The organism is Actinomadura sediminis, from assembly GCF_042675525.1.
GTDB lineage: Bacteria > Actinomycetota > Actinomycetes > Streptosporangiales > Streptosporangiaceae > Spirillospora > Spirillospora sediminis.
Window position 1 is genome coordinate 1 of the sequence record NZ_JBHTJA010000117.1, and the last position, 18,944, is coordinate 18,944.

17 protein-coding genes and 1 pseudogene are annotated in these 18,944 nt (G+C 74.2%); 12 read left to right on the forward strand and 6 right to left on the reverse strand.

Going from position 1 to position 18,944, the window contains the following annotated elements; translation table 11 throughout:
• The 3 genes from ACFQ11_RS32420 to pdhA form a co-directional block, all read right to left on the reverse strand.
• The coding region (locus ACFQ11_RS32420) for a biotin/lipoyl-containing protein (RefSeq protein ID WP_378305701.1) at positions 1–433 on the reverse strand (433 nt) is incomplete at its 3' end.
• Complete coding sequence (locus ACFQ11_RS32425; RefSeq protein ID WP_378305703.1) at positions 430–1,446, reverse strand: alpha-ketoacid dehydrogenase subunit beta; 1,017 nt, start codon at positions 1,444–1,446, stop codon at positions 430–432. The genes ACFQ11_RS32420 and ACFQ11_RS32425, both read right to left, overlap by 4 nt.
• 1 nt (position 1,447) lies before the next feature.
• Positions 1,448–2,554 (reverse strand): pyruvate dehydrogenase (acetyl-transferring) E1 component subunit alpha, encoded by a 1,107-nt coding sequence (gene pdhA, locus ACFQ11_RS32430; protein ID WP_378305704.1) that lies wholly within the window; start codon positions 2,552–2,554, stop codon positions 1,448–1,450.
• Positions 2,555–2,673: 119 nt separating this feature from the next.
• Here pdhA and ACFQ11_RS32435 point away from each other — a divergent pair, with 119 nt between their 5' ends.
• Positions 2,674–3,183, forward strand: a complete 510-nt coding sequence (locus ACFQ11_RS32435; RefSeq protein ID WP_378305706.1) for an Lrp/AsnC family transcriptional regulator — start codon at positions 2,674–2,676, stop codon at positions 3,181–3,183.
• A gap of 65 nt (positions 3,184–3,248) precedes the next feature.
• On the opposite strand, the gene paaZ is transcribed toward ACFQ11_RS32435, so the two are convergent.
• Positions 3,249–5,285, reverse strand: a complete 2,037-nt coding sequence (gene paaZ / locus ACFQ11_RS32440; protein WP_378305708.1) for a phenylacetic acid degradation bifunctional protein PaaZ — start codon at positions 5,283–5,285, stop codon at positions 3,249–3,251.
• A 106-nt stretch (positions 5,286–5,391) separates the two neighbouring features.
• On the opposite strand from paaZ, the gene paaA reads away from it, so the two are divergent.
• From paaA to paaE, 5 genes are all read left to right on the forward strand, one after another.
• Complete coding sequence (gene paaA / locus ACFQ11_RS32445) at positions 5,392–6,354, forward strand: 1,2-phenylacetyl-CoA epoxidase subunit PaaA (RefSeq protein ID WP_378305710.1); 963 nt, start codon at positions 5,392–5,394, stop codon at positions 6,352–6,354.
• Positions 6,351–6,644 carry a 1,2-phenylacetyl-CoA epoxidase subunit PaaB gene (gene paaB, locus ACFQ11_RS32450; protein ID WP_378305712.1) on the forward strand — a complete coding sequence of 98 codons (294 nt, stop codon included), beginning with the start codon at positions 6,351–6,353 and terminating at the stop codon, positions 6,642–6,644. The genes paaA and paaB overlap by 4 nt, the downstream gene beginning before the upstream one ends.
• Positions 6,645–6,702: 58 nt before the next feature.
• Positions 6,703–7,635, forward strand: a complete 933-nt coding sequence (paaC, locus tag ACFQ11_RS32455) for a 1,2-phenylacetyl-CoA epoxidase subunit PaaC (RefSeq protein WP_378305731.1) — start codon at positions 6,703–6,705, stop codon at positions 7,633–7,635.
• Positions 7,636–7,733: 98 nt separating this feature from the next.
• Positions 7,734–8,207, forward strand: a complete 474-nt coding sequence (gene paaD / locus ACFQ11_RS32460) for a 1,2-phenylacetyl-CoA epoxidase subunit PaaD (RefSeq protein ID WP_378305733.1) — start codon at positions 7,734–7,736, stop codon at positions 8,205–8,207.
• 1 nt (position 8,208) lies between these two features.
• Entirely contained in the window at positions 8,209–9,291 is a 1,083-nt protein-coding gene (gene paaE, locus ACFQ11_RS32465) for a 1,2-phenylacetyl-CoA epoxidase subunit PaaE (RefSeq protein ID WP_378305714.1), read from the forward strand.
• Here paaE and ACFQ11_RS32470 read toward each other — a convergent pair.
• Entirely contained in the window at positions 9,279–9,917 is a 639-nt protein-coding gene (locus tag ACFQ11_RS32470; RefSeq protein ID WP_378305716.1) for a TetR/AcrR family transcriptional regulator, read from the reverse strand. The two genes, paaE and ACFQ11_RS32470, sit on opposite strands and share 13 nt — an antisense overlap.
• 107 nt (positions 9,918–10,024) lie before the next feature.
• On the opposite strand from ACFQ11_RS32470, the gene ACFQ11_RS32475 reads away from it, so the two are divergent.
• The 6 genes from ACFQ11_RS32475 to ACFQ11_RS32500 all read left to right on the forward strand — a co-directional run bounded on the left by ACFQ11_RS32475 (position 10,025) and on the right by ACFQ11_RS32500 (position 18,600).
• Complete coding sequence (locus ACFQ11_RS32475) at positions 10,025–12,499, forward strand: hypothetical protein (RefSeq protein WP_378305718.1); 2,475 nt, start codon at positions 10,025–10,027, stop codon at positions 12,497–12,499.
• Between the two features lie 237 nt (positions 12,500–12,736).
• Positions 12,737–13,528, forward strand: coding sequence for an IclR family transcriptional regulator (locus ACFQ11_RS32480; RefSeq protein ID WP_378305720.1), 792 nt, complete (start codon positions 12,737–12,739; stop codon positions 13,526–13,528).
• On the forward strand, positions 13,525–15,192 hold the full coding sequence (locus ACFQ11_RS32485; protein WP_378305722.1) for an OPT/YSL family transporter: 1,668 nt from the start codon (positions 13,525–13,527) through the stop codon (positions 15,190–15,192). Before ACFQ11_RS32480 ends, ACFQ11_RS32485 begins: the two co-directional genes overlap by 4 nt.
• Positions 15,193–15,199: 7 nt before the next feature.
• Positions 15,200–16,291 carry a M29 family metallopeptidase gene (locus ACFQ11_RS32490; RefSeq protein WP_378305725.1) on the forward strand — a complete coding sequence of 364 codons (1,092 nt, stop codon included), beginning with the start codon at positions 15,200–15,202 and terminating at the stop codon, positions 16,289–16,291.
• Positions 16,291–17,580: an alpha/beta fold hydrolase gene (locus ACFQ11_RS32495; RefSeq protein ID WP_378305727.1), complete on the forward strand. Its 1,290-nt coding sequence runs from the start codon at positions 16,291–16,293 to the stop codon at positions 17,578–17,580. Before ACFQ11_RS32490 ends, ACFQ11_RS32495 begins: the two co-directional genes overlap by 1 nt.
• Positions 17,581–17,793: 213 nt before the next feature.
• Positions 17,794–18,600 (forward strand): mycofactocin-coupled SDR family oxidoreductase, encoded by an 807-nt coding sequence (locus tag ACFQ11_RS32500; RefSeq protein WP_378305729.1) that lies wholly within the window; start codon positions 17,794–17,796, stop codon positions 18,598–18,600.
• On the opposite strand, the pseudogene ACFQ11_RS32505 reads toward ACFQ11_RS32500, so the two are convergent.
• Positions 18,590–18,944: pseudogene (locus ACFQ11_RS32505) on the reverse strand (hypothetical protein); the annotation flags it as partial. The gene ACFQ11_RS32500 and the pseudogene ACFQ11_RS32505 overlap by 11 nt on opposite strands.

Sequence of the window (18,944 nt, forward strand, 5' to 3'; positions counted from 1 at the left end):
CCCCGCGCGCGGCGGCCGCGCGCCGGGCGCCCCGGCGGCGCCCGCCCGTGCCGGGCGTGCGGCCGGTGCCGTAGCCGATCAGGACGTTCCCGGACCCGGCCCGCTCCTCCTCCCGGTAGCGGACGGCGGCCGGGTCGTCCGCCGGGTCGTCCGCCGGGGGCCCTTCGGCGTCCGGGGCCTCGTCCGCGCCGACCTCGATGAGGGGTTCGCCGACCGCGAGGACGGCGCCCGCCTCGGCGTGCAGGCGGAGCACGGTCCCGGCGTAGGGGACGGGCACCTCCACGACGGCCTTGGCGGTCTCGACCTCGACGACGACCTGGTCGATCGCGACCGTGTCGCCGACCGCGACCTTCCAGTCGACGATCTCCGCCTCCGTCAGCCCCTCGCCGAGGTCGGGCAGCCGGAACACCCGTCCCGTCGCGGTCGCCGTCATGACGCCTCCCGCGCCAGGTGGAGGAGGTCCGGTTCGTCGCCGAACTGGAGCCGGTCGACCGCGTCGAGGATCCGGTCGACGTCCGGAAGGTGCGCGTGCTCCAGGTGCGGCGGCGGGTAGGGGATGTCGAAGCCGGTGACGCGCAGCACGGGCGCGGCCAGCGAGTGGAAGCAGCGCTCCTGCACCCGCGCCGCGACCTCCGCGCCGACGCCCGCGAACCCCTGCGCCTCCTGGACGACCACGCAGCGGCCCGTCCGGCGGACGGACGCCGCGACGGTGTCGTCGTCGAACGGGACGATCGTCCGCAGGTCGACGACCTCGAGGTCGATGCCGTCGCGGGCCGCGGCCTCGGCGGCCTGCAGCGCCACCGGGACGGTCGGCCCGTAGGCGACGAGCGTCGCGTCGGTCCCCTCGCGCCGCACCGCCGCCCGTCCGAACCCGGCGGGACGGCGGACGGCGGGGGACGTCTCGTCCTTGGCCCAGTACAGCCGCTTGGGCTCCATGAAGACCACCGGGTCGGGGTCGGCGATCGCGTCCCGTAGCAGCCAGTAGGCGTCGTCGGGCGTCGCGGGGGTGACGACCTTGAGGCCGGGGGTGTGGGCGTAGTAGGCCTCGCTGGAGTCGCAGTGGTGCTCGACCCCGCCGATGCCGCCCGCGTAGGGGATGCGGATCACGATCGGCAGGGACAGCAGGCCGCGGGTGCGGTTGCGGGTCTTCGCGACGTGCGAGGCGATCTGCTCGAACGCCGGGTAGGCGAACGCGTCGAACTGCATCTCGACGACGGGGCGGAAGCCGCCCATCGCCATGCCGACGGCGAGGCCGACGATCCCGGCCTCGGCCAGCGGGGTGTCGAAGCACCGGTCGTCGCCGAACTCGGCGGTCAGCCCGTCGGTGATCCGGAAGACGCCGCCGAGCGGCCCCACGTCCTCACCGAAGACGAGCACGCGCTCGTCCTCGCGCAGCGCGTCCCGCAGGGCGGTGTTCAGCGCCTGCGCCATCGTCAACGCGGTCATGTCACTCCTCGGCGGCGAGTTCGGACGCCAGCAGGTCGCGCTGCTCGCGCAGCTGCGGGGTGGGCTCGGCGAAGACGTGGTCGAACAGCTCCAGCGGGTTCGTCTCCGGGTCGGCGTTCATCCGGTCGCGCAGCCGCGCGGCGAACTCCTCGGCGGCGTCGCCCGCGGCGGCGACGTCCCCGGGGCCGAGGAGGCCCCGGCCGCGCAGGTGGGACTCCAGCCGGGCCAGCGGGTCGGCGGCCGCCCACCGCTCGACCTCCTCCGCCGGGCGGTACCGGGTGGCGTCGTCGGCGTTGGTGTGGGCGTCCATCCGGTAGGTGTGCGCCTCCACCAGGAACGGGCCGCCGCCCGAGCGCGCGTTCGCCACTGCCGCGTCCAGGACGGCGAGGACGGCGACGAGGTCGTTGCCGTCCACCTGCTCGGACGGGACGCCGTAGCCGACGCCCTTGTACGCGAGCGCCGGCGCCGCCGTCTGCCGCGCCAGCGGCACCGAGATGGCGTACTTGTTGTTCTGCACGAGGAACACGACGGGCGCGCGCAGCACGGCCGCGTAGTTGAGGGCCTCGTGGAAGTCGCCCTCGCTGGTGCCGCCGTCGCCGACGAACGCCATCACGACGCCGTCCCCGCTCTTGCGGCGCAGCGCGTCCGCCAGGCCGACCGCGTGGACGGTCTGGGTCGCCAGCGGCGTGCACTGCGGGGCGACGCGGACGGCCGCCGGGTCGTAGCCGCAGTGCCAGGAGCCGCGCAGCAGCGTCAGCACCTCGACGGGGTCGAGACCGCGGGCGACCAGTGCCATCGAGTCCCGGTAGGTGGGGAACAGCCAGTCGTCCTCGCGCAGCGCGAGGACGCCGCCGATCTGGCACGCCTCCTGGCCGCGGCTCGACGGGTAGACGGCGAGCCGGCCCTGCTTGGTGAGCGCCGTCGCCTGGGCGTCGAAGCGGCGGCCCAGGACCATGCGGCGGTACGCCTCCAGCAGCCGCCCGCCCTCCGGGGCCGGGTAGCCGGCGGGCGGCTCCACGGCGGTGCCGTCCTCGGCGACGAAGCGCACCGGGACGGGAGAGGGCAGCAGCCGATCGGCGGCCCCCGGCGGATGTGCGGCCACGGACATGGCGTCGCTCCCTTTCGCTGGACGCTTTTAGGGAGAGCGTCCGCCGTGCCGGCCATCCGTTCAAGACTTCGGGCACAATGAGCGACAAGTAAGCACTTGCGGGACGTGTGGAGGGCCGAATGTCCAGCGAAGAGGGTGGTGCGCGCGGGGAACCCGGACGAATGGCCGGGCCGCTGGACGCCGTGGACCGCGCGATCATCGCGGAGCTGCTGCGCGACGGACGGCTGTCGGTGCGGGCCCTCGCCGAGCGCGTCCACATCTCCCGCGCCAACGCCTACGCCCGGCTGACCCGGCTGACCGACGACGGGGTCATCACCGGGTTCACGGTCGAACTCGCTCCGCACAAGGCGGGCCTGGGCACCAGCGCCTACGTGTCGGTCACCATCGAGCAGAACTCCTGGCGCGAGCTGTCGGCCCGGCTGCGGGAGGTCCCGTACGTCGAGCACTTCGCGATGGTCGGCGGCGACTACGACGTCCTGGTCCTGGTCAGGGCACCGGACAACGCGACGCTGCGGCACGTGGTGCTGGAGTGCATCCAGGACATCCCGGGCGTCCGCGCCACCCGCACCTGGCTGGTGTTCGACGAGGCCCGCGGGCGCGGCGCCGGCTGGGGCGCGGACGGCTCCTGACGGCCGGGCGCGCACGGCTCCGCCCCGGCACCGGCGGAGCCGGAGCCGGGGCGGACCCGGCGGGGCTACGGCCAGGTCTTGGCGACGAGCGTGAGGACGTCGTAGGTCGCGACGGGCTCGCCGTCCTGGTTCGTCACGACGGCGTCCCAGCGGACCTCGCCGTAGTCGGCGCCGGAGCGCGGCGTGATCTGCTTGACGGTCAGCGTCACCGCGATCGAGTCGCCCGCCTTCACCGGGGTGAGGAAGCGCAGCCCGTCCACGCCGAAGTTCGCCAGGACCGGGCCCGGCGCGGGGTCGACGAACAGCCCGGCGGCGAGCGACACCACGAGGTACCCGTGGGCGACGATGCCGCCGAACAGCGGGTTGCGGGCGGCGGCCTCGGGATCGGTGTGCGCGTAGAACGTGTCGCCGGTGAACTCCGCGAAGTGGGCGATGTCGTCGAGCGTCACCGTGCGCGGCTCGGACGCGATGGTGTCGCCGAGCCGCAGGTCGGCCAGCGGCTTGCGGAACGGGTGGGCGCCGGACACGGTGCGGTCCGCGCCGGGCGTCCACGTGCCGGTGACCGCGGTGAGCAGACCGGGCGACGCCTGCACGGCGGTGCGCTGCATGTGGCCGAGGACGCCCCGGATCCCGCCGAGCTCCTCGCCGCCGCCCGCCCGGCCGGGACCGCCGTGCACGAGCGTGGGCAGCGGCGACCCGTGCCCGGTGGACTCCTTCGCGTCGTCCCGGTCCAGGACGAGCACCCGCCCGTGCCACGGCGCCAGCCCGCGGACGACCGTCCGCGCGACGTCGGGGTCGTGCGTGACGACGGACGCGGCGAGGCTGCCGCGGCCCCGCGCCGCCAGCCCGACCGCCTCGTCGACGCCGTCGTAGGCGAGCACCGTGGCGACCGGCCCGAACGGCTCCACCTCGTGCGGCTCGGCGGCGCCCGGCCGCGCGCGCAGCAGCACCGGCGTCATGAACGCGCCGCGCTCGGGGTCGCCGTCGAGCAGCGGGCCCGCGCCCGCCGGGTCCCCGGCGACGACCTCGCCCGCCGCCCGCAGCGCCTCCACGGCCTTGCGGACCTCGGCGCGCTGCCCCAGGCTCGCGAGCGCGCCCATCCGGACGTCGGGGTTGCGCGGATCCCCGACCGTGATCTTCGCGAGCCGGGCGGCGATCGCCTCGGTCACCCGCTCGGCCAGCGGCGCGGGGACGAGCGCCCGGCGGATCGCGGTGCACTTCTGCCCCGCCTTGACCGTCATCTCGGTGACGACGCCCTTGACGAACAGGTCGAACTCCGGGTCGTCCGGGCGGACGTCCGGCCCGAGGATCGAGCAGTTGAGGGAGTCGGCCTCGACACCGAGGCGGACGCCGCCGTCCAGGACGTTCGGGTGGCGGCGCAGGATGCCGGCGGTGTGCGCGGAGCCGGTGAAGGCGACCGAGTCCTGGACGGTGAGCCGGTCGAGGAGCCCGTCGGGGCTGCCCGCGAGGAGCTGCAGGGTCCCCTCCGGGAGCAGGCCCGACTCGATGATCTGCCGGACGGCGAGCTCGGTGACGTACGCGGTCTGGCTCGCGGGCTTGACGATCGACGGCAGGCCGGCGAGGAACGCCGGGGCGAGCTTCTCGAGCATGCCCCAGACCGGGAAGTTGAACGCGTTGATCTGCACCGCGACGCCCGGGCGGGACGCGTACACGTGCCGACCGGCGAACGTCCCGCCCTTGCCGAGGCGCTCCACGCCGCCGTCCAGGACGATCGTGTCGTTCGGCAGCTCGCGCACGCCCTTGCTCGCGTAGCTGAACAGCGTCCCGATGCCGCCGTCGACGTCGACGGCCGTGTCGCGGGAGGTGGCGCCGGTCCGCACCGACAGCGCGTACAGCTCCTCCTTGCGTTCGGTCAGGTGCTTCGCGAGCGCCTTCAGCAGGCCCGCCCGCTCGTGGAACGTCAGCGCGCGCAGCGCCGGGCCGCCGGTCTCGCGGGCGTGCCGCACCATCTCCGCGACGTCGGGGCCGCGCCGCGCCAGCCGCGCGACCTCCTCGCCGGTCGCGGCGTCGAGCAGCGGTTCGCCCTCGCCGTCCGCGCGGAACCAGCGTCCGGCGGCGTAGCTCTCCAGCAGTGGACTCACGCCTGTCTCCTTTCCGAGGCGGGCCGGCCACCCCTCTTGCGCCGAGCGGCGGTCTCGTGTCACGTTATTACTGATCGAACGGTAAGTAAATACGCCGGGAGGACCAGTGACGACACGGGCGGAGCCGGACGCGGCGCTCCAGGCGGCGTTCGACGCGACGATCGCGCGGGGCGACCGCATCGAGCCCCGCGACTGGATGCCGGACGCCTACCGGCGGACGCTCGTCCGGCAGATCGCCCAGCACGCGCACTCGGAGATCATCGGCATGCAGCCCGAGGGCGCCTGGATCGGCCGGGCGCCGTCCCTGCGGCGCAAGGCGATCCTGCTGGCCAAGGTGCAGGACGAGGCCGGGCACGGGCTGTACCTGTACTCGGCCTGCGAGACCCTCGGCGTGTCCCGCGCGGAGCTCACCGACCTGCTGCTCGCCGGGAGGCAGAAGTACTCGTCGATCTTCAACTACCCGACGCCGTCCTACGCCGACGTCGGGACGATCGGGTGGCTGGTGGACGGCGCCGCGATCTGCAACCAGGTGCCGCTGTGCCGCACCTCCTACGGCCCGTACGGCCGCGCGATGATCCGCATCTGCAAGGAGGAGTCGTTCCACCAGCGGCAGGGCTACGAGCTGCTGATGACGATGATGCGCGGGACGGACGAGCAGCGCGCCATGGTGCAGGAGTCGGTGGACCGGTTCTGGTGGCCGTCGCTGATGATGTTCGGCCCGCCGGACGCGGACTCGCCGAACAGCGCGCGGTCCATGGCGTGGGGCGTCAAGCGCAACTCCAACGACGAGCTGCGGCAGAAGTTCGTGGACATGACGGTCCCGCAGGCCGAGGCGCTCGGCGTGACCCTGCCCGATCCCGCCCTGCGCTGGAACGCCGAGCGCGGTCACTACGACTTCGGCGAGCCCGACTGGGACGAGTTCGCGGCCGTCCTGCGCGGCGACGGCCCGTGCAACGCGCAGCGCATGGCCCACCGGCGCGCCGCGCACGAGGACGGCGCGTGGGTGCGGGAGGCGGCGACCGCGTTCGCGAAGCGGTCCGCCGAGGAGGCCGAGGGGGTGGCCCGATGAGCGCCGACCGGCGGGAATGGCCGCTCTACGAGGTGTTCGTGCGCGGCAAGCGCGGCCTCAACCACGTCCACGTGGGGTCGCTGCACGCCCCGGACGACGTGCTGGCCCTGCGGCACGCGCGCGACGTCTACACGCGGCGCAACGAGGGCGTGAGCATCTGGGTCGTGCGCGCCGACGCCATCACGGCGTCCAGCCCGGACGAGAAGGACCCGCTGTTCGCCCCGAACGGCGACAAGGTCTACCGGCACCCCACGTTCTATGACATCCCCGGCGACGTGCCGCACATGTGAGGGCGGGCCGACCATGACCGACGACTCCATGACCGACGACTCCATGCACGGCGACTCCATGCACGACGACTCCGTGAGCGAGCGGCAGGGCAGCGTCTTCGACGGCCTCGTCGAAGGCGGGGGCGACTCGTCCCAGTGGGCCTTCGGCACCGGCTTCGAGGACCCGCTGGCCGGCGTCGACACGACCGTCCCGGCGGGCGCCGACCCGGCGGCCCTCGCCGCGTACTGCCTCATGCTCGGCGACGACGCGCTGATCATGTCGCAGCGCCTGTCCGAGTGGTGCAGCCGCGCCCCCGACCTCGAGGAGGACATCGCGCTCGCGAACATGGCCCTCGACCTGCTCGGGCAGGCGCGCCTGCTGCTGTCGCGGGCCGCCGCGGCCGATCCGGGCGCCGTCCCCGCGCTCCCGGCCGGCTCGCCCGTCCCGGCGGAGGACGCCCTCGCGTTCTTCCGCGACGCCGGGGGGTTCCGCAACGTGCGGCTCGCCGAGGTCCCGAACGGCGACTTCGCGCACGTCGTCGCCCGCCTCCTGCTGTTCTCCACGGCCCGGCTGGCGCTGCTCGAACGCCTCCGCGCGAGCCGCGACGGCGTCCTCGCGGCGGTCGCGGCGAAGGGCGTCAAGGAGGTCGCCTACCACCGCGACTGGGCGGGCCGCTGGTTCCTCACCCTCGCGCGGGGCACCGCCGAGTCGCGCCGCAGGCTCGTCGCGGCGCTCGGCGCGCTGTGGCCGCTCCTGCCCGAACTGTTCTCGCCCCACCCCGTCGAGGCGTCGCTCGCGGCGTCCGGAGTCGGCGCCGACCCGGCGACGGTCCGGGACGAGGCGGACGCCGTCCTCGCGCAGGTCCTCGCGGTGAGCGGCGTCGACCGGCCGGACACCGCACCCGCCGCCGGCGGGACGCCCGGCCGCGACGGCGACCACACGGCCGCGTTCGGCCCGCTGCTCGCCGAGATGCAGCAGGTCGCGCGCGCACACCCGATGGGGCTCTGGTGAACGCCCGCGAGCGCCCGCCCGGCCGTGCCCCCGAGCCGGCGGCCGCGCACCGCCGCGCGGCGGACGCCGCCGAGCGCGCCGTCGAGGCCGCCGCCGGGGTGCGCGATCCGGAGATGCCGATGCTCACCCTCGCCGACCTGGGGGTCCTGCGCGGCGTCGAGGTGACCCCGGACGCGGACGGCGGCGAGACCGTCGTCGCGTCGATCACGCCCACCTACACCGGCTGCCCCGCCATGGCGACCATGCGCGACGACCTCGTCCACCGGCTGAACGACGCGGGCTTCCCCCGCGTCGAGGTCCGCGTCGTCCTCGACCCGCCCTGGTCGAGCGACTGGATCTCCGAGCGCGGACGGGCCGCGCTGCGGGAGGCCGGGCTCTCCCCGCCCGGCCCCGCCCGCCGCGCGTCCGGTCCCGTGGCGCTCACGCTCGGGCCGGCCCGGCGCGCCCCCGCCTGCCCGCGCTGCGGCTCGGCGGCCACCCGCATCGCCTCGGAGTTCGGGTCGACCGCCTGCAAGGCCCTCTACCGCTGCACCGACTGCCTCGAACCGTTCGAGCACGTCAAGGAGATCTGAGATGCCCGCCACCGCGCCCGCGCCCGCCCGGGCGGCCGTCTTCCACCCGCTGACCGTGGCGGCGGTGGACCGCCTGTGCGAGGACGCCGTGGCGATCACCTTCGCGGTTCCGCGCGAGCTGCGCGACGTCTACGCGTTCCGGGCGGGGCAGTCGCTCACCCTGCGCCGCGTCGTGGACGGCCGGGAGCACCGCCGGACGTACTCGATCTGCGCACCGGCCGGCGCGGCCCCGCGCATCGGCGTCCGCGAGATCCCCGGCGGCCTGTTCTCGTCCTGGCTGGTGCACGACGTGACCCCCGGGACGCGCATCGAGGTGGGCCCGCCGACGGGGTCCTGGCGGGCCGACCCGGCGGCGGGGGAGCGGCACCTGTGCATCGCGGCCGGGTCGGGCATCACCCCGCTGCTGTCGGTCGCCTCGACCGTCCTGGCCCACCCGTCCGCCCAGGTGTCGCTCGTCTACGGCAACCGGACGAGCCGCACCGTGATGTTCGCCGAGGAGCTCGGCGACCTGAAGAACCGGTACGGGCCCCGGCTCCAGCTCGTCCACGTGCTGTCCCGCGAACCCCGCGACGCCGAGCTGTTCTCCGGGCGGCTCGACCGCGACCGGCTGCACCGCCTGCTCACCGGCCTCGTGCCCGCCGAGGTGTTCGACCACGTCTGGCTCTGCGGGCCGTTCCCGATGGTCGAGGACGCCCGCGCCGTGCTCGCCGAACTCGGCGTCCCGCCCGGCCGCGTGCACGTCGAGCTGTTCTACGTGGACGCGCCCCCGCCGGAGCCCCGCCGGACCGCCGGGACGCCGTCCGGTGCGACGACCGAGCTGACCACGATCCTCGACGGGCTGCGCACCGCCTCGACCGTCTCCCGCGAGACGACGATCCTCGAGGGCGCCCAGGCGACGCGCGCCGACCTGCCGTTCGCCTGCAAGGGCGGCGTGTGCGGGACGTGCCGGGCCGTCGTCCGCGAGGGCGAGACCGACATGCGCCGCAACCACGCGCTCGAACCGTCCGAGGTCGCGGCCGGTTTCGTCCTCACCTGCCAGACGTTCCCGGTGGGCGACCGCGTGACCGTCGACTACGACGCCTGATCGCCGCGCGGCCGCAGGCCGTCGAAGGCGATGGTGGCGATCGCGTCCGCGACCGTCGCCGGGTCGTACGTCCCGTCCGCGCGGTACCACTCGACCAGCGAGTTCACCATGCCGAACAGCAGCCTGCTCACCAGCGGCGGCGGCAGGTCGGCGCGCAGGGCGCCCTCGGCGGCGGCGTCCGCGACCAGCGCGGCGAGCCGCTCGTCGAGCCGCCGGCGGCGGTCGAGCGCCTCCAGTTCCACGCCGCTGTTGCCCCGCACCCGCAGCAGCAGCGTGACGGACGGCTGGTGCGCGACCAGGACCTCGACGCTGTGCCGCACGACCTCGCGCAGCCGCTCGTACGCCGTCCGTCCCGCCCGCTCCTCCGCGGCCTCGGTCACCACGGCCGTCAGCTCGTCGAGGGCGTCGTCCAGGGCCTGCCCGAGCAGCTGCTCCTTGCTCGTGACGTGGTGGTAGATCGCGGGCTTGGTCAGCCCCAGCTCCCTGGCCAGGTCGCCCATGCTGGTGGCGTCGTACCCCTTGCGGTTGAACAGCTCCACCGCGGTGCGCAGGATCGCCGCCTGGTCGTAGCCGGGGCGTCCGCGCCGGCGGCGCGGCGCCGCCCCGTGGGGCCCGGTCGTCGTCATCAGGGCAGCATATGACGCACGCCCGGCCGCCCATCATTCGAGACCGATATGAGATTCTCCCGGAATCTGAGATTCATACGCTTTCGCCTCCGGAAAAAGGAGGTCGAGTGGAAGTCGTGCGCACCGAAATCGATGGGGTGCCCGTGTTCTGGAGCGAGGGAGGCCCGGGCGACGACGAGTACCGGGCCGCCCTGGTCTTCCGGGTGGGGCGGGCGGACGAGACCCTCGCGCGCGGCGGTCTGACCCATCTGGTCGAGCATCTGGCGCTGCACGCCGTGGGGGAGGCCGATTACCACTGCAACGGCGCCGTGGACACGAACACGACCATGTTCGTCACCCACGGTGAGGCCGCGAAAGTCGCGGCGTTTCTGACGTCGCTCTGCGATTCGCTGCGCGAACTGCCCCTCGGCCGGCTCGAGGCGGAGAAGCAGATCCTGCGCACCGAGGCCGAGAGCCGCGACCCGGGGCTGGCCGGGCAGATGCTGCTGTGGCGCTACGGCGCCGCGACCTACGGCCTGCCCGCCTACGAGGAGCACGGCCTGGCCGACCACGCCCCCGAGGACGTTCAGGCGTGGGCCGCGCACTGGTTCACCGGGCGGAACGCGGCGCTCGCCCTCGTCGGCGGCCCGCCGCCCGACGGGCTCGCGCTGCGGCTCCCCGAAGGCGAGCGGCGGCCCGTCCCGGCACCGACCTGCGCCCTGCCGCACACGCCCGCCTACTTCACCGCCAACGTCAAGGGCGTCGCCCTGAGCAGCGTCGTGCCGCGCACCACCGCGGGCACCCTCTACGCCGGCGTCCTGGGGCGCCGCCTCCACCGCGTGCTGCGCCGCGACGGCGCCCTCAGCTACACCACCGACGTCGACTACACGCCCCGCGACGGCGAGAACGCCCAGATCACCGCGTTCGCGGACGGGCTCGCCGAGGTGCGGCCGGAGCTGGCGGAGCGGTTCCTCGCCGAGCTCGGCCGCATGGCCGCCGAGCCCGTGGACGCCGACGAACTGGCCGAGATCGTGACGATGGCCCGCACGCGCGCCTCGTCCGACGAGGGCCGTGCCGCGCGCACCGTCGCGCACTGCGTGGACACGCTGATGGGGCGCCGCACGCCGACCGTGGAGGAGTACCTCGCCGAGCTGGACGCGACCAAGCCGCAGGACCTCCAGGAGACCGGCCGCGCCGTCCTGGACGGCGCCCTGCTGATGCTCCCGCACGGGCAGGAACCCGGCGACGCGCGCTTCCGCCCCGCCCCGACCGCCTCGACGGTCGCGGTGGACGGCCGCGTCCACGTCCGTCCCGACGAGCCGCGGGTGAGCCTCATCGTCGGCCCCGAAGGGGTGACCTCCCTGACGGGCCCCGAGCTGTGCACCGTCCGCCACGACGCGTGCGCCGCCGTGCTGGCCTGGCCGGACGGGCTGCGCGTGCTGATCGGGACGGACGGCCTCACCGTCGCCGTCGAACCGAGCCTGTGGGCGGACGGCGTGGGCATCGTCGCCGAGATCGACCGGCACGCGCCCGCCGGCGCGGTCGTGCGGATGCCCGCCCGCCCCGCCGAGAGCGTCCCGGAGCGCCCGGAGGCCGCCCCCGAGCCGGAGCCGGACCCGCTGGAGGCGGACTCGCTGCTGACCCGGGCCGTGACCGCCGTCCGGGAACTGCGCGGCAGGGTCGGCTCGAAGCCGGGACCGGCCTGGGAGGACGCGGCGCTGGCGGCGGCGCTGCCGGACGTCCGGGGCGGGGACCTGCGCCCCGGCCTGGACCTGCTGGCCCGCAGCCGCGACGACGCCGAGGCGCGCTCGCTGTACCTGGAGAAGCTCACCGACGCGGCGCTCGGCCGCGGCGCGGACCTCGCGCGGCTCGCCGCCGACGCGCCCGGCGACCCGGACGTGCAGCTCTGGCTCGGCGCCGTCCGCGTCGGCGAGGCGTGGAAGGCGCGCACCGGACACCGCGCCGAGTACATCACCCGGGAGCGGTTCGCCCGGTTCTGGCGGCTGCTCGCCCTGGCCGGGGGACCGCTGCAGAAGGCGGCCGAACTGCTGCCCGCCGACCCGGTGCCCTGGGACCACCTCCAGCGGTACGGCAACGGCATGCAGCTCGAACGGCACGAGCTCGACCGGATGTGGGACGAGCTCAAGGCGCGGCATCCGTCCCTGTACGCGGGGCATGTCACCCGCGTGCAGATCCTGTGCGCGAAGTGGAAGGGCTCGGACGCCGAAGTACTGGAGTTCGCCGAGCGGACCGTCGCCGGCGCCGAGCCCGGGAACCCGGTCACGGCCGTGCTGACGACCGCGCACATGGAGGTCGCCCCGGACGAGAGCTGGGAAATGCTCGACGCCTACATGGCCCGGCCGGAGGTGCACGCCGCCGTGGTCGCCGCGGCCGACCGCTGGCTCGCCGCGTCGCTGCCGCATCCCCGGAACCTGGAGGCCCATCACTTCTTCGGCGCCGCGTTCTTCCGGGCGGGCGATCACGAGCGGGCCCGCCGCCACCTCTCCCAGGTCGGCCGCACCACGCCGCCCCTCCGGGCCTGGGGATACGCCCCCGACCCGGACCGGTTGCTGGCGCGCGCCCGCCGGGTGGTCGGCGCCTGACGCGGCGGCCCGCGAACGCCTTCCGCGGAACGCCTTCCACGCACGGGTCTCACGAGCGCCCGCCCGCACGCCGATCGGCGTGCGGGCGGGCGCTTCGCGCTGCCCCGGGCCCGTGCGCCCACGTAAAAACCTGATTACTACCCCTTTCCGGCTTGACCGTAATGAGGTGACAGCGGATACAGTGCGGCTCAGAAATTGCAACGCTGTTGCGATTAACGCAACAGAGAGGTGGTCGCGTTGGGTGAGCCGGGACGCGGTACGGCCAAGACCCTCGATCGGGGGCTGCTGGTGCTGCTCGCCTTCCAGCATCGGACGGAGTGGGGGGTCAGCGAGCTGGCCAGGGAGCTCGGGCTCGACAAGGCGGTCGCGCACCGGCTGCTGACCACGCTCGCGCACCGCGGGTTCGTCCTCGCCGATCCCGACACCCGGCGGTACCGGCTGGGCGTCGCGGTCGGCGTGCTCGCCCGGGCCGCGGAGCGGGGCGGGGCGCTGGAGGCCGCGGCCCGGCCGCTGCTCACCGAGCTGGCCCGCGAGCTGGGGGAGAGCGCCGTCCTCAACGTGCCGCACGGCGCCGGGTACCGGACGGCGCTGGCGGTCGACGCCGCCGGGCCCATGCGGTACTCGGCCATCGTCGGGGAGACGCTCCCGGCCCACGCCGGGGCCGCCGGGCACGCCATCTTCGCCTTCTGCCCGGACGACGACGTCCGGCGGCTGCTGGGCGCGGGACCGCTGGAGCGGTTCAGCGACACCACGGTCACCGACCCGGAGGAACTCCGCGAGGTGTACGCGCGGGTCCGCCGGGAGGGGGTCTCGATCTCGCACGGGGAGTACGACCTCAACGTCACCTCGGTCGCGGCGCCGGTGTTCGCCGCCGGGGAGGTCGTCGGCTCGCTGGTCGTGATCGGCCCGCACCACAACGTCCAGGAGAAGATCGACACCACCATCGCGAGGGTGCGCGGGGCAGCGGAGTCGCTGAGCCGCCGGCTCGACGGCGGCGGGGCCGAAGAGCAGCGAGGAAGAGACCTGTGACCACGCGATCGCTGAAGGGGGCGGCCCTGCGCGGGCCGGAATCGCACCCCCGCGCGCACGAGCCGGTCGTCCTGACCCTCACCGTCGTTCTGTCGGTCCTCGGCGCGCTCATCGGCCTGCACCTGGTGACCACGCTCGGCATCTCGGCCAACACCTCGGTCATCGGGGCGCTGATCGCGATGCTCGTCGGGCGGATCCCGGCGAGGAGGCTGCGCGAGATGCGGTCGGTGCACCGGCAGAACCTGGTGCAGAGCGCCATCTCCGGCGCCACGTTCGCCGCCGCGAACTCGCTGCTGGTGCCGATCGGCGTCCCGTTCGTCCTGGGCCGTCCCGACCTGGTCTGGCCGATGCTGCTGGGCGCCGGGATCGGCCTGTTCGTCGACTCCCTGGTGCTGTACCGGGTGTTCGACTCGAAGCTGTTCCCGGCCCGCTCCACCTGGCCGCCCGGCGTCGCGGCGGCGGAGACGATCGTCGCCGGGGACGAGGGCGGCCGCAAGGCCCTCGTGCTGGGCGTCGGCGGGCTGGTGGGCTTCCTCGGCTCGTTCGTCAAGATCGCCGGCAACGCGCTGCCGTTCTCGGCGGCGGGCGTCGCGCTGATCGGCAACATCTGGGCGCTGGGCATGTTCGGCGTCGGGCTGGGCGTCAATCAGTACGGCCGCGAATGGTTCGACATCGACCTCAACGAGATGTACATCCCGCACGGCTTCATGGTCGGCGCCGGGCTCGTCGCCCTCCTGCAGGCCGTGGTCCTGCTCGTCCGCAGGCAGCAGGACAAGGCCGACGGCGGCGACGACGGGGACGGCCGGACGGCCGTGGGCGCGCGGACCGGCGAGGCCATGCAGACCACGGTGGACGAGAACGGGCTGCGGCGCGCGCTGACCCAGGGCTACGTCCTGTTCGTCCTCGGTTCGCTGGTGGTCGCGCTGACCGGCGGGATCCTGGGCGAGCTGTCGGTGATCGAGCTGATCGGCTGGTGCCTGCTCGCGGGCTTCGCCGCGCTGGTCCACCAGCTGATCGTCGGCCTGGCCGCGATGCACTCGGGCTGGTTCCCGGCGTTCGCGGTCACGCTGATCTTCATGGTGCTGGGCCTGGTGATCGGGATCCCGACCGTGCCGCTGGCGCTGTTCGTCGCCTACATCGCCGCGACCGGCCCCGCGTTCGCCGACATGGGCTACGACCTGAAGGCGGGCTGGATCCTGCGGCAGGGCGGCACCCCGTACCGGCTCGTCGAGCGGGCCGGGCGCAGGCAGCAGTACGTCGCGCAGCTCGTCGGCTTCGCCGTCGCGCTCGCCGTGGTGGCGGTGACCTGGAAGTCCTACTTCGAGGGCGGCGAGATCCCGCCGGTGTCGAAGGTGTACGCCGACACCGTCGCGGGCGGCCTCACCGACACCTCCACGCTCACCAACATCCTGATCTGGGCGGTCCCCGGGGCGCTCATCCAGTTCATCGGCGGGCCGGAACGGCAGATGGGCGTGCTGCTGGCCACCGGGCTGCTGATCCTCACCCCGTACGCCTGCTGGTTCGTGCTCGGCGCACTGGCCTTCAGGATCATCTGGGCCCGGGTGCGCGGACCCGAGGCCGCGAGCGGCGAGCTGAACCTGATCGGTTCGGGGCTCATCGCCGGAAGCTCGCTCACAGACGTCAGCCGCGTAGTGAAGGGATAGGCGCACAGTGGAAGTGACCAGCCGGATCGAGTCCCGGCCCGAGTACCTGTCGTACGAGGCCGCGCTCGGCGCCCGCAAGCTCGTCGAGGAGATCATGCTCGTCAGGCCGGGCGAGGACGTGGTGATCACCGCCGACAGCTCCACCGACGCGCGGGTCGTGGACGTCACCGCGCAGGCCGTCGCGGCGGCCGGGGCGACGCCGACGGTCGTGTGGTACCCGACGCGGCCGTCCTCGGCGATGGAGCCGCCCGGCCCGGTCGCGGGCGCGGTCGCCCGGTCGCAGGTGTGGATCGAGTACGCGCTGGCGTACATCATGCACTCGGACGCGTTCCGCGCGGCGATGGCGCAGGGCACCCGCTACGCGAACCTGACCGGCATGGACGTCCAGATGCTCGTCGACACCGTGGCCCGGGTGGACTTCCAGGGTACGATCGACCTCGGCAAGGCGCTGGTGGGGCTCCTGGAGAAGGCCGACGAGGTGCGGATCACCACCCCGGCGGGCACCGACCTGCGGGCGCGCAACGGCGGCCGGCCGATCAACCTGCGCGGCAAGCCCGCCGAGAAGCCGGGCGAGACCGTGATGCTCGCCGGGCAGATCTCCTGGAACCCGCTCGAGGAGACCCAGGAGGGCGTACTGGTGTTCGACGGCGCCGTGTGGCCGCCGAACGACCTGGGGCTGATCCGCTCGCCCATCCGGATGGAGGTGAGCGAGGGCACCGTCACCTCGATCGAGGGCGAGGGCACCGACGCGACGGTCTTCCGCCGCTGGATGGAGGACCAGGCGAGGTCCGCGGACGACCCGGAGGTCGGCCGCAACATGTACCGGATCGCGCACTGGTCGCTCGGGTTCAACCCCGGCGTCACCAAGCCGACCGGCAGGATCGTGGAGGACGAGCGCATCTTCGGCTGCGTCGAGCTGGGCCTCGGCACGAAGGGCGCCTGGATCGGCGGCGACCCGTTCCTCGCGCCCGCGCACACCGACGGCAGCCTGCTCAACCCGTCCATCTACCTGGACGGCGAGGCGATCGAGATCGAGGGCCGCTACGTGCACCCGGACCTCGTCGAGATCTGCCGCCGACTCGGGATCCCGGGCTACTGATGATCACTGGAACGTTCCGGCAGCGGGGCCTGGTCTGCACCGACCACGTCGTCGAGGTCCCGCTCGACCACGCCCGTCCGGACGGCCCGCGCATCGAGGTGTACGCGCGCGAGGTCGTCACGGCCGCCAAGGCGGACGCCGACCTGCCCCGGCTGCTGTTCCTGCAGGGCGGCCCCGGCGGCAAGGCGGTGCGGCCCGCGTCCAGGAGCGGATTCGTCGGCAGGGCGCTGGACGGCCACCGCGTCGTGCTGCTCGACCAGCGCGGCACCGGCCGCTCCACGCCCGTGAACCGGCGGACCCTCGCCCGCGTCGGCGGACCCGCCGAGCAGGCCGCGTACCTCGCGCACTTCCGCGCCGACGCGATCGTCCGGGACGCCGAGGCGCTGCGCCGCGAGCTCAACGGCGGCCGGCCCTGGACGACGCTCGGGCAGAGCTACGGCGGCTTCATCACGATGGCCTACCTGTCGATCGCGCCCGAGGGGCTGCGGCGCTCGTTCGTCACCGGCGGGCTGCCGACGCTCACCGGGACGGCCGACGAGGTGTACCGGCTGACGTTCGACCGGACGCTGGAGAAGAACGAGGAGTACTTCGCCCGCCACCCCGGCGACCGCGGACTGTGCGCCCGCATCGTCGAGCAGCTCCGGACGCGCGACGTGCGGATGCCCACCGGGGAGCGGCTCTCCCCGCGCCGGTTCCAGGGCCTCGGCCTCGGGCTCGGCACCCGGGCCGGCTTCGACTCGCTGCACTTCCTCCTCGAGGAGGCGTTCGTTGACGGCCCGGACGGCCCCGAGCTCTCGGACACGTTCCTCGCGGGCGTGCACGACGCGACGAGCCTCGCCGCCCGTCCGCTCTACGCGCTGTTCCAGGAGCTGATCTACGCGCAGGGCCGGGCGACGAACTGGGCCGCGGAGCGCGTCTACCGGGAGCGCCCGGAGTTCCACCTGGACGGCGGCGCGCCGTTCGCCTTCACGGGGGAGACGTACTACCCGTTCAACTTCGCCGAGGACCCGGCGCTCGTGCCGCTGCGCGAGACCGCGGACCTGCTGGCGGCGAAGGACGACTGGCCCCGTCTGTACGACCTCGACCGGCTCGCCCGCAACGAGGTGCCCGTCTACGCGGCGATCTACCACGACGACATGTTCGTCCCGCGCGAGTTCTCGCTGGAGACGGCGCGCGCGGTGCGCGGGCTGCGGCCGTGGATCACCAACGAGTACGAGCACGACGGGCTGAAGGAGGGCACCGCCGTTCTCGATCACCTGCTCGGCATGGCCGAGGAGGACGGCGTCTGACGGGACGCGGCGACGCGTCGGGGGAGGGGGCCGCAGGCCGCCTCCCCCCTCGCCGTCCCGGGCGGCGGGGCGGAGGAGGACGGGCCGTTGCCCTTTTTGGCACCGAGTGCCATCATGCTCGTACCGCTTCTGGCCCGGCACCTTCCACCGGTTCGCGACCTGGCCCATGGCCGTACGCCGCGCGTCGCCGGGCCGCCCGACTGGAGGATTCCCATGGGACGTTTGACGGGCAAGGTCGCCTTCATCACCGGTGCCGCGCGCGGGCAGGGACGGGCGGAGGCCGTCCGGCTCGCCGCCGAGGGCGCCGACGTCATCGCGGTCGACCTGGCCGGGCCGGCCAGCCCGTACGTCCGCTACGAGCCCGCCACGCGGGCCGAACTGGACGAGACCGTCAAGCTCGTCGAGGAGCGGGGGCGCCGGATCGTCGCGCGCAAGGCCGACGTCCGCGACCTGCCCGCGCTGGAGGCGGCCGTCCGGGACGGCGTCGCCGAGCTGGGCCGCCTCGACATCGTCGTCGCCAACGCGGGGATCGTGAACTACGGCCGGACCTGGGAGCTCACCGAGGAGCAGTGGCAGGACGTCATCGACGTCAACCTCACCGGCGTGTGGAAGACGGTCAAGGCGACCGTGCCGACGCTCATCGAGCAGGGACAGGGCGGCTCGATCATCATCACCAGCTCGGTGGCGGGCTCGAAGGGGTTGCCGTTCCTCGCCCACTACGCGAGCTCCAAGCACGGCGTCGTCGGCCTCGCCAAGGTGCTGGCCAACGAGCTGGGCGAGCACGACATCCGCGTCAACACCGTCCACCCGCACGGCGTCGCCACCGGCATGACCGACGACTCCATGAAGGACTACCTCGAGCGGTCGCCCATGCTCGGCCCCATCTACATGCCCGCGCTGCCCTACCAGGTGGTCCAGCCCGAGGACATCGCGAACACGGTCGCGTTCCTGGCGTCCGACGAGGGCAGGTACATCACCGGTTCCGAGCTCAGGGTCGACCTGGGCAACATCAACCGCTGATCCGGCGGACCCGGTCCGCGACGGCTCTCGCCCACCGGCCCGCCCCGGCCGCCGAGAGCCCCTCCGGGAACCGGACGTCCGGGCGCAGCGGCGCCGCCGAACGCGCGCGCGCCGACGACGCCGTGACCCCCGACCCGTACGCGACGTCCTCTGCGAGCCGCAGCACCGTGTACCGGACGGGGTCGACGTCCGGACGCTCCCGCAGCCACTCCAGCGCGATCGGCGCGAGCATGGCCAGCGCCGCGGCGCGGGCGGTGCGGCCGCGCGGGGCCGCGGCCAGGACGAGCAGCCCGACGGGCCACCACTCGCGGCGCAGCGCGTGCCCCAGCGCGGCGGCGTCCGCG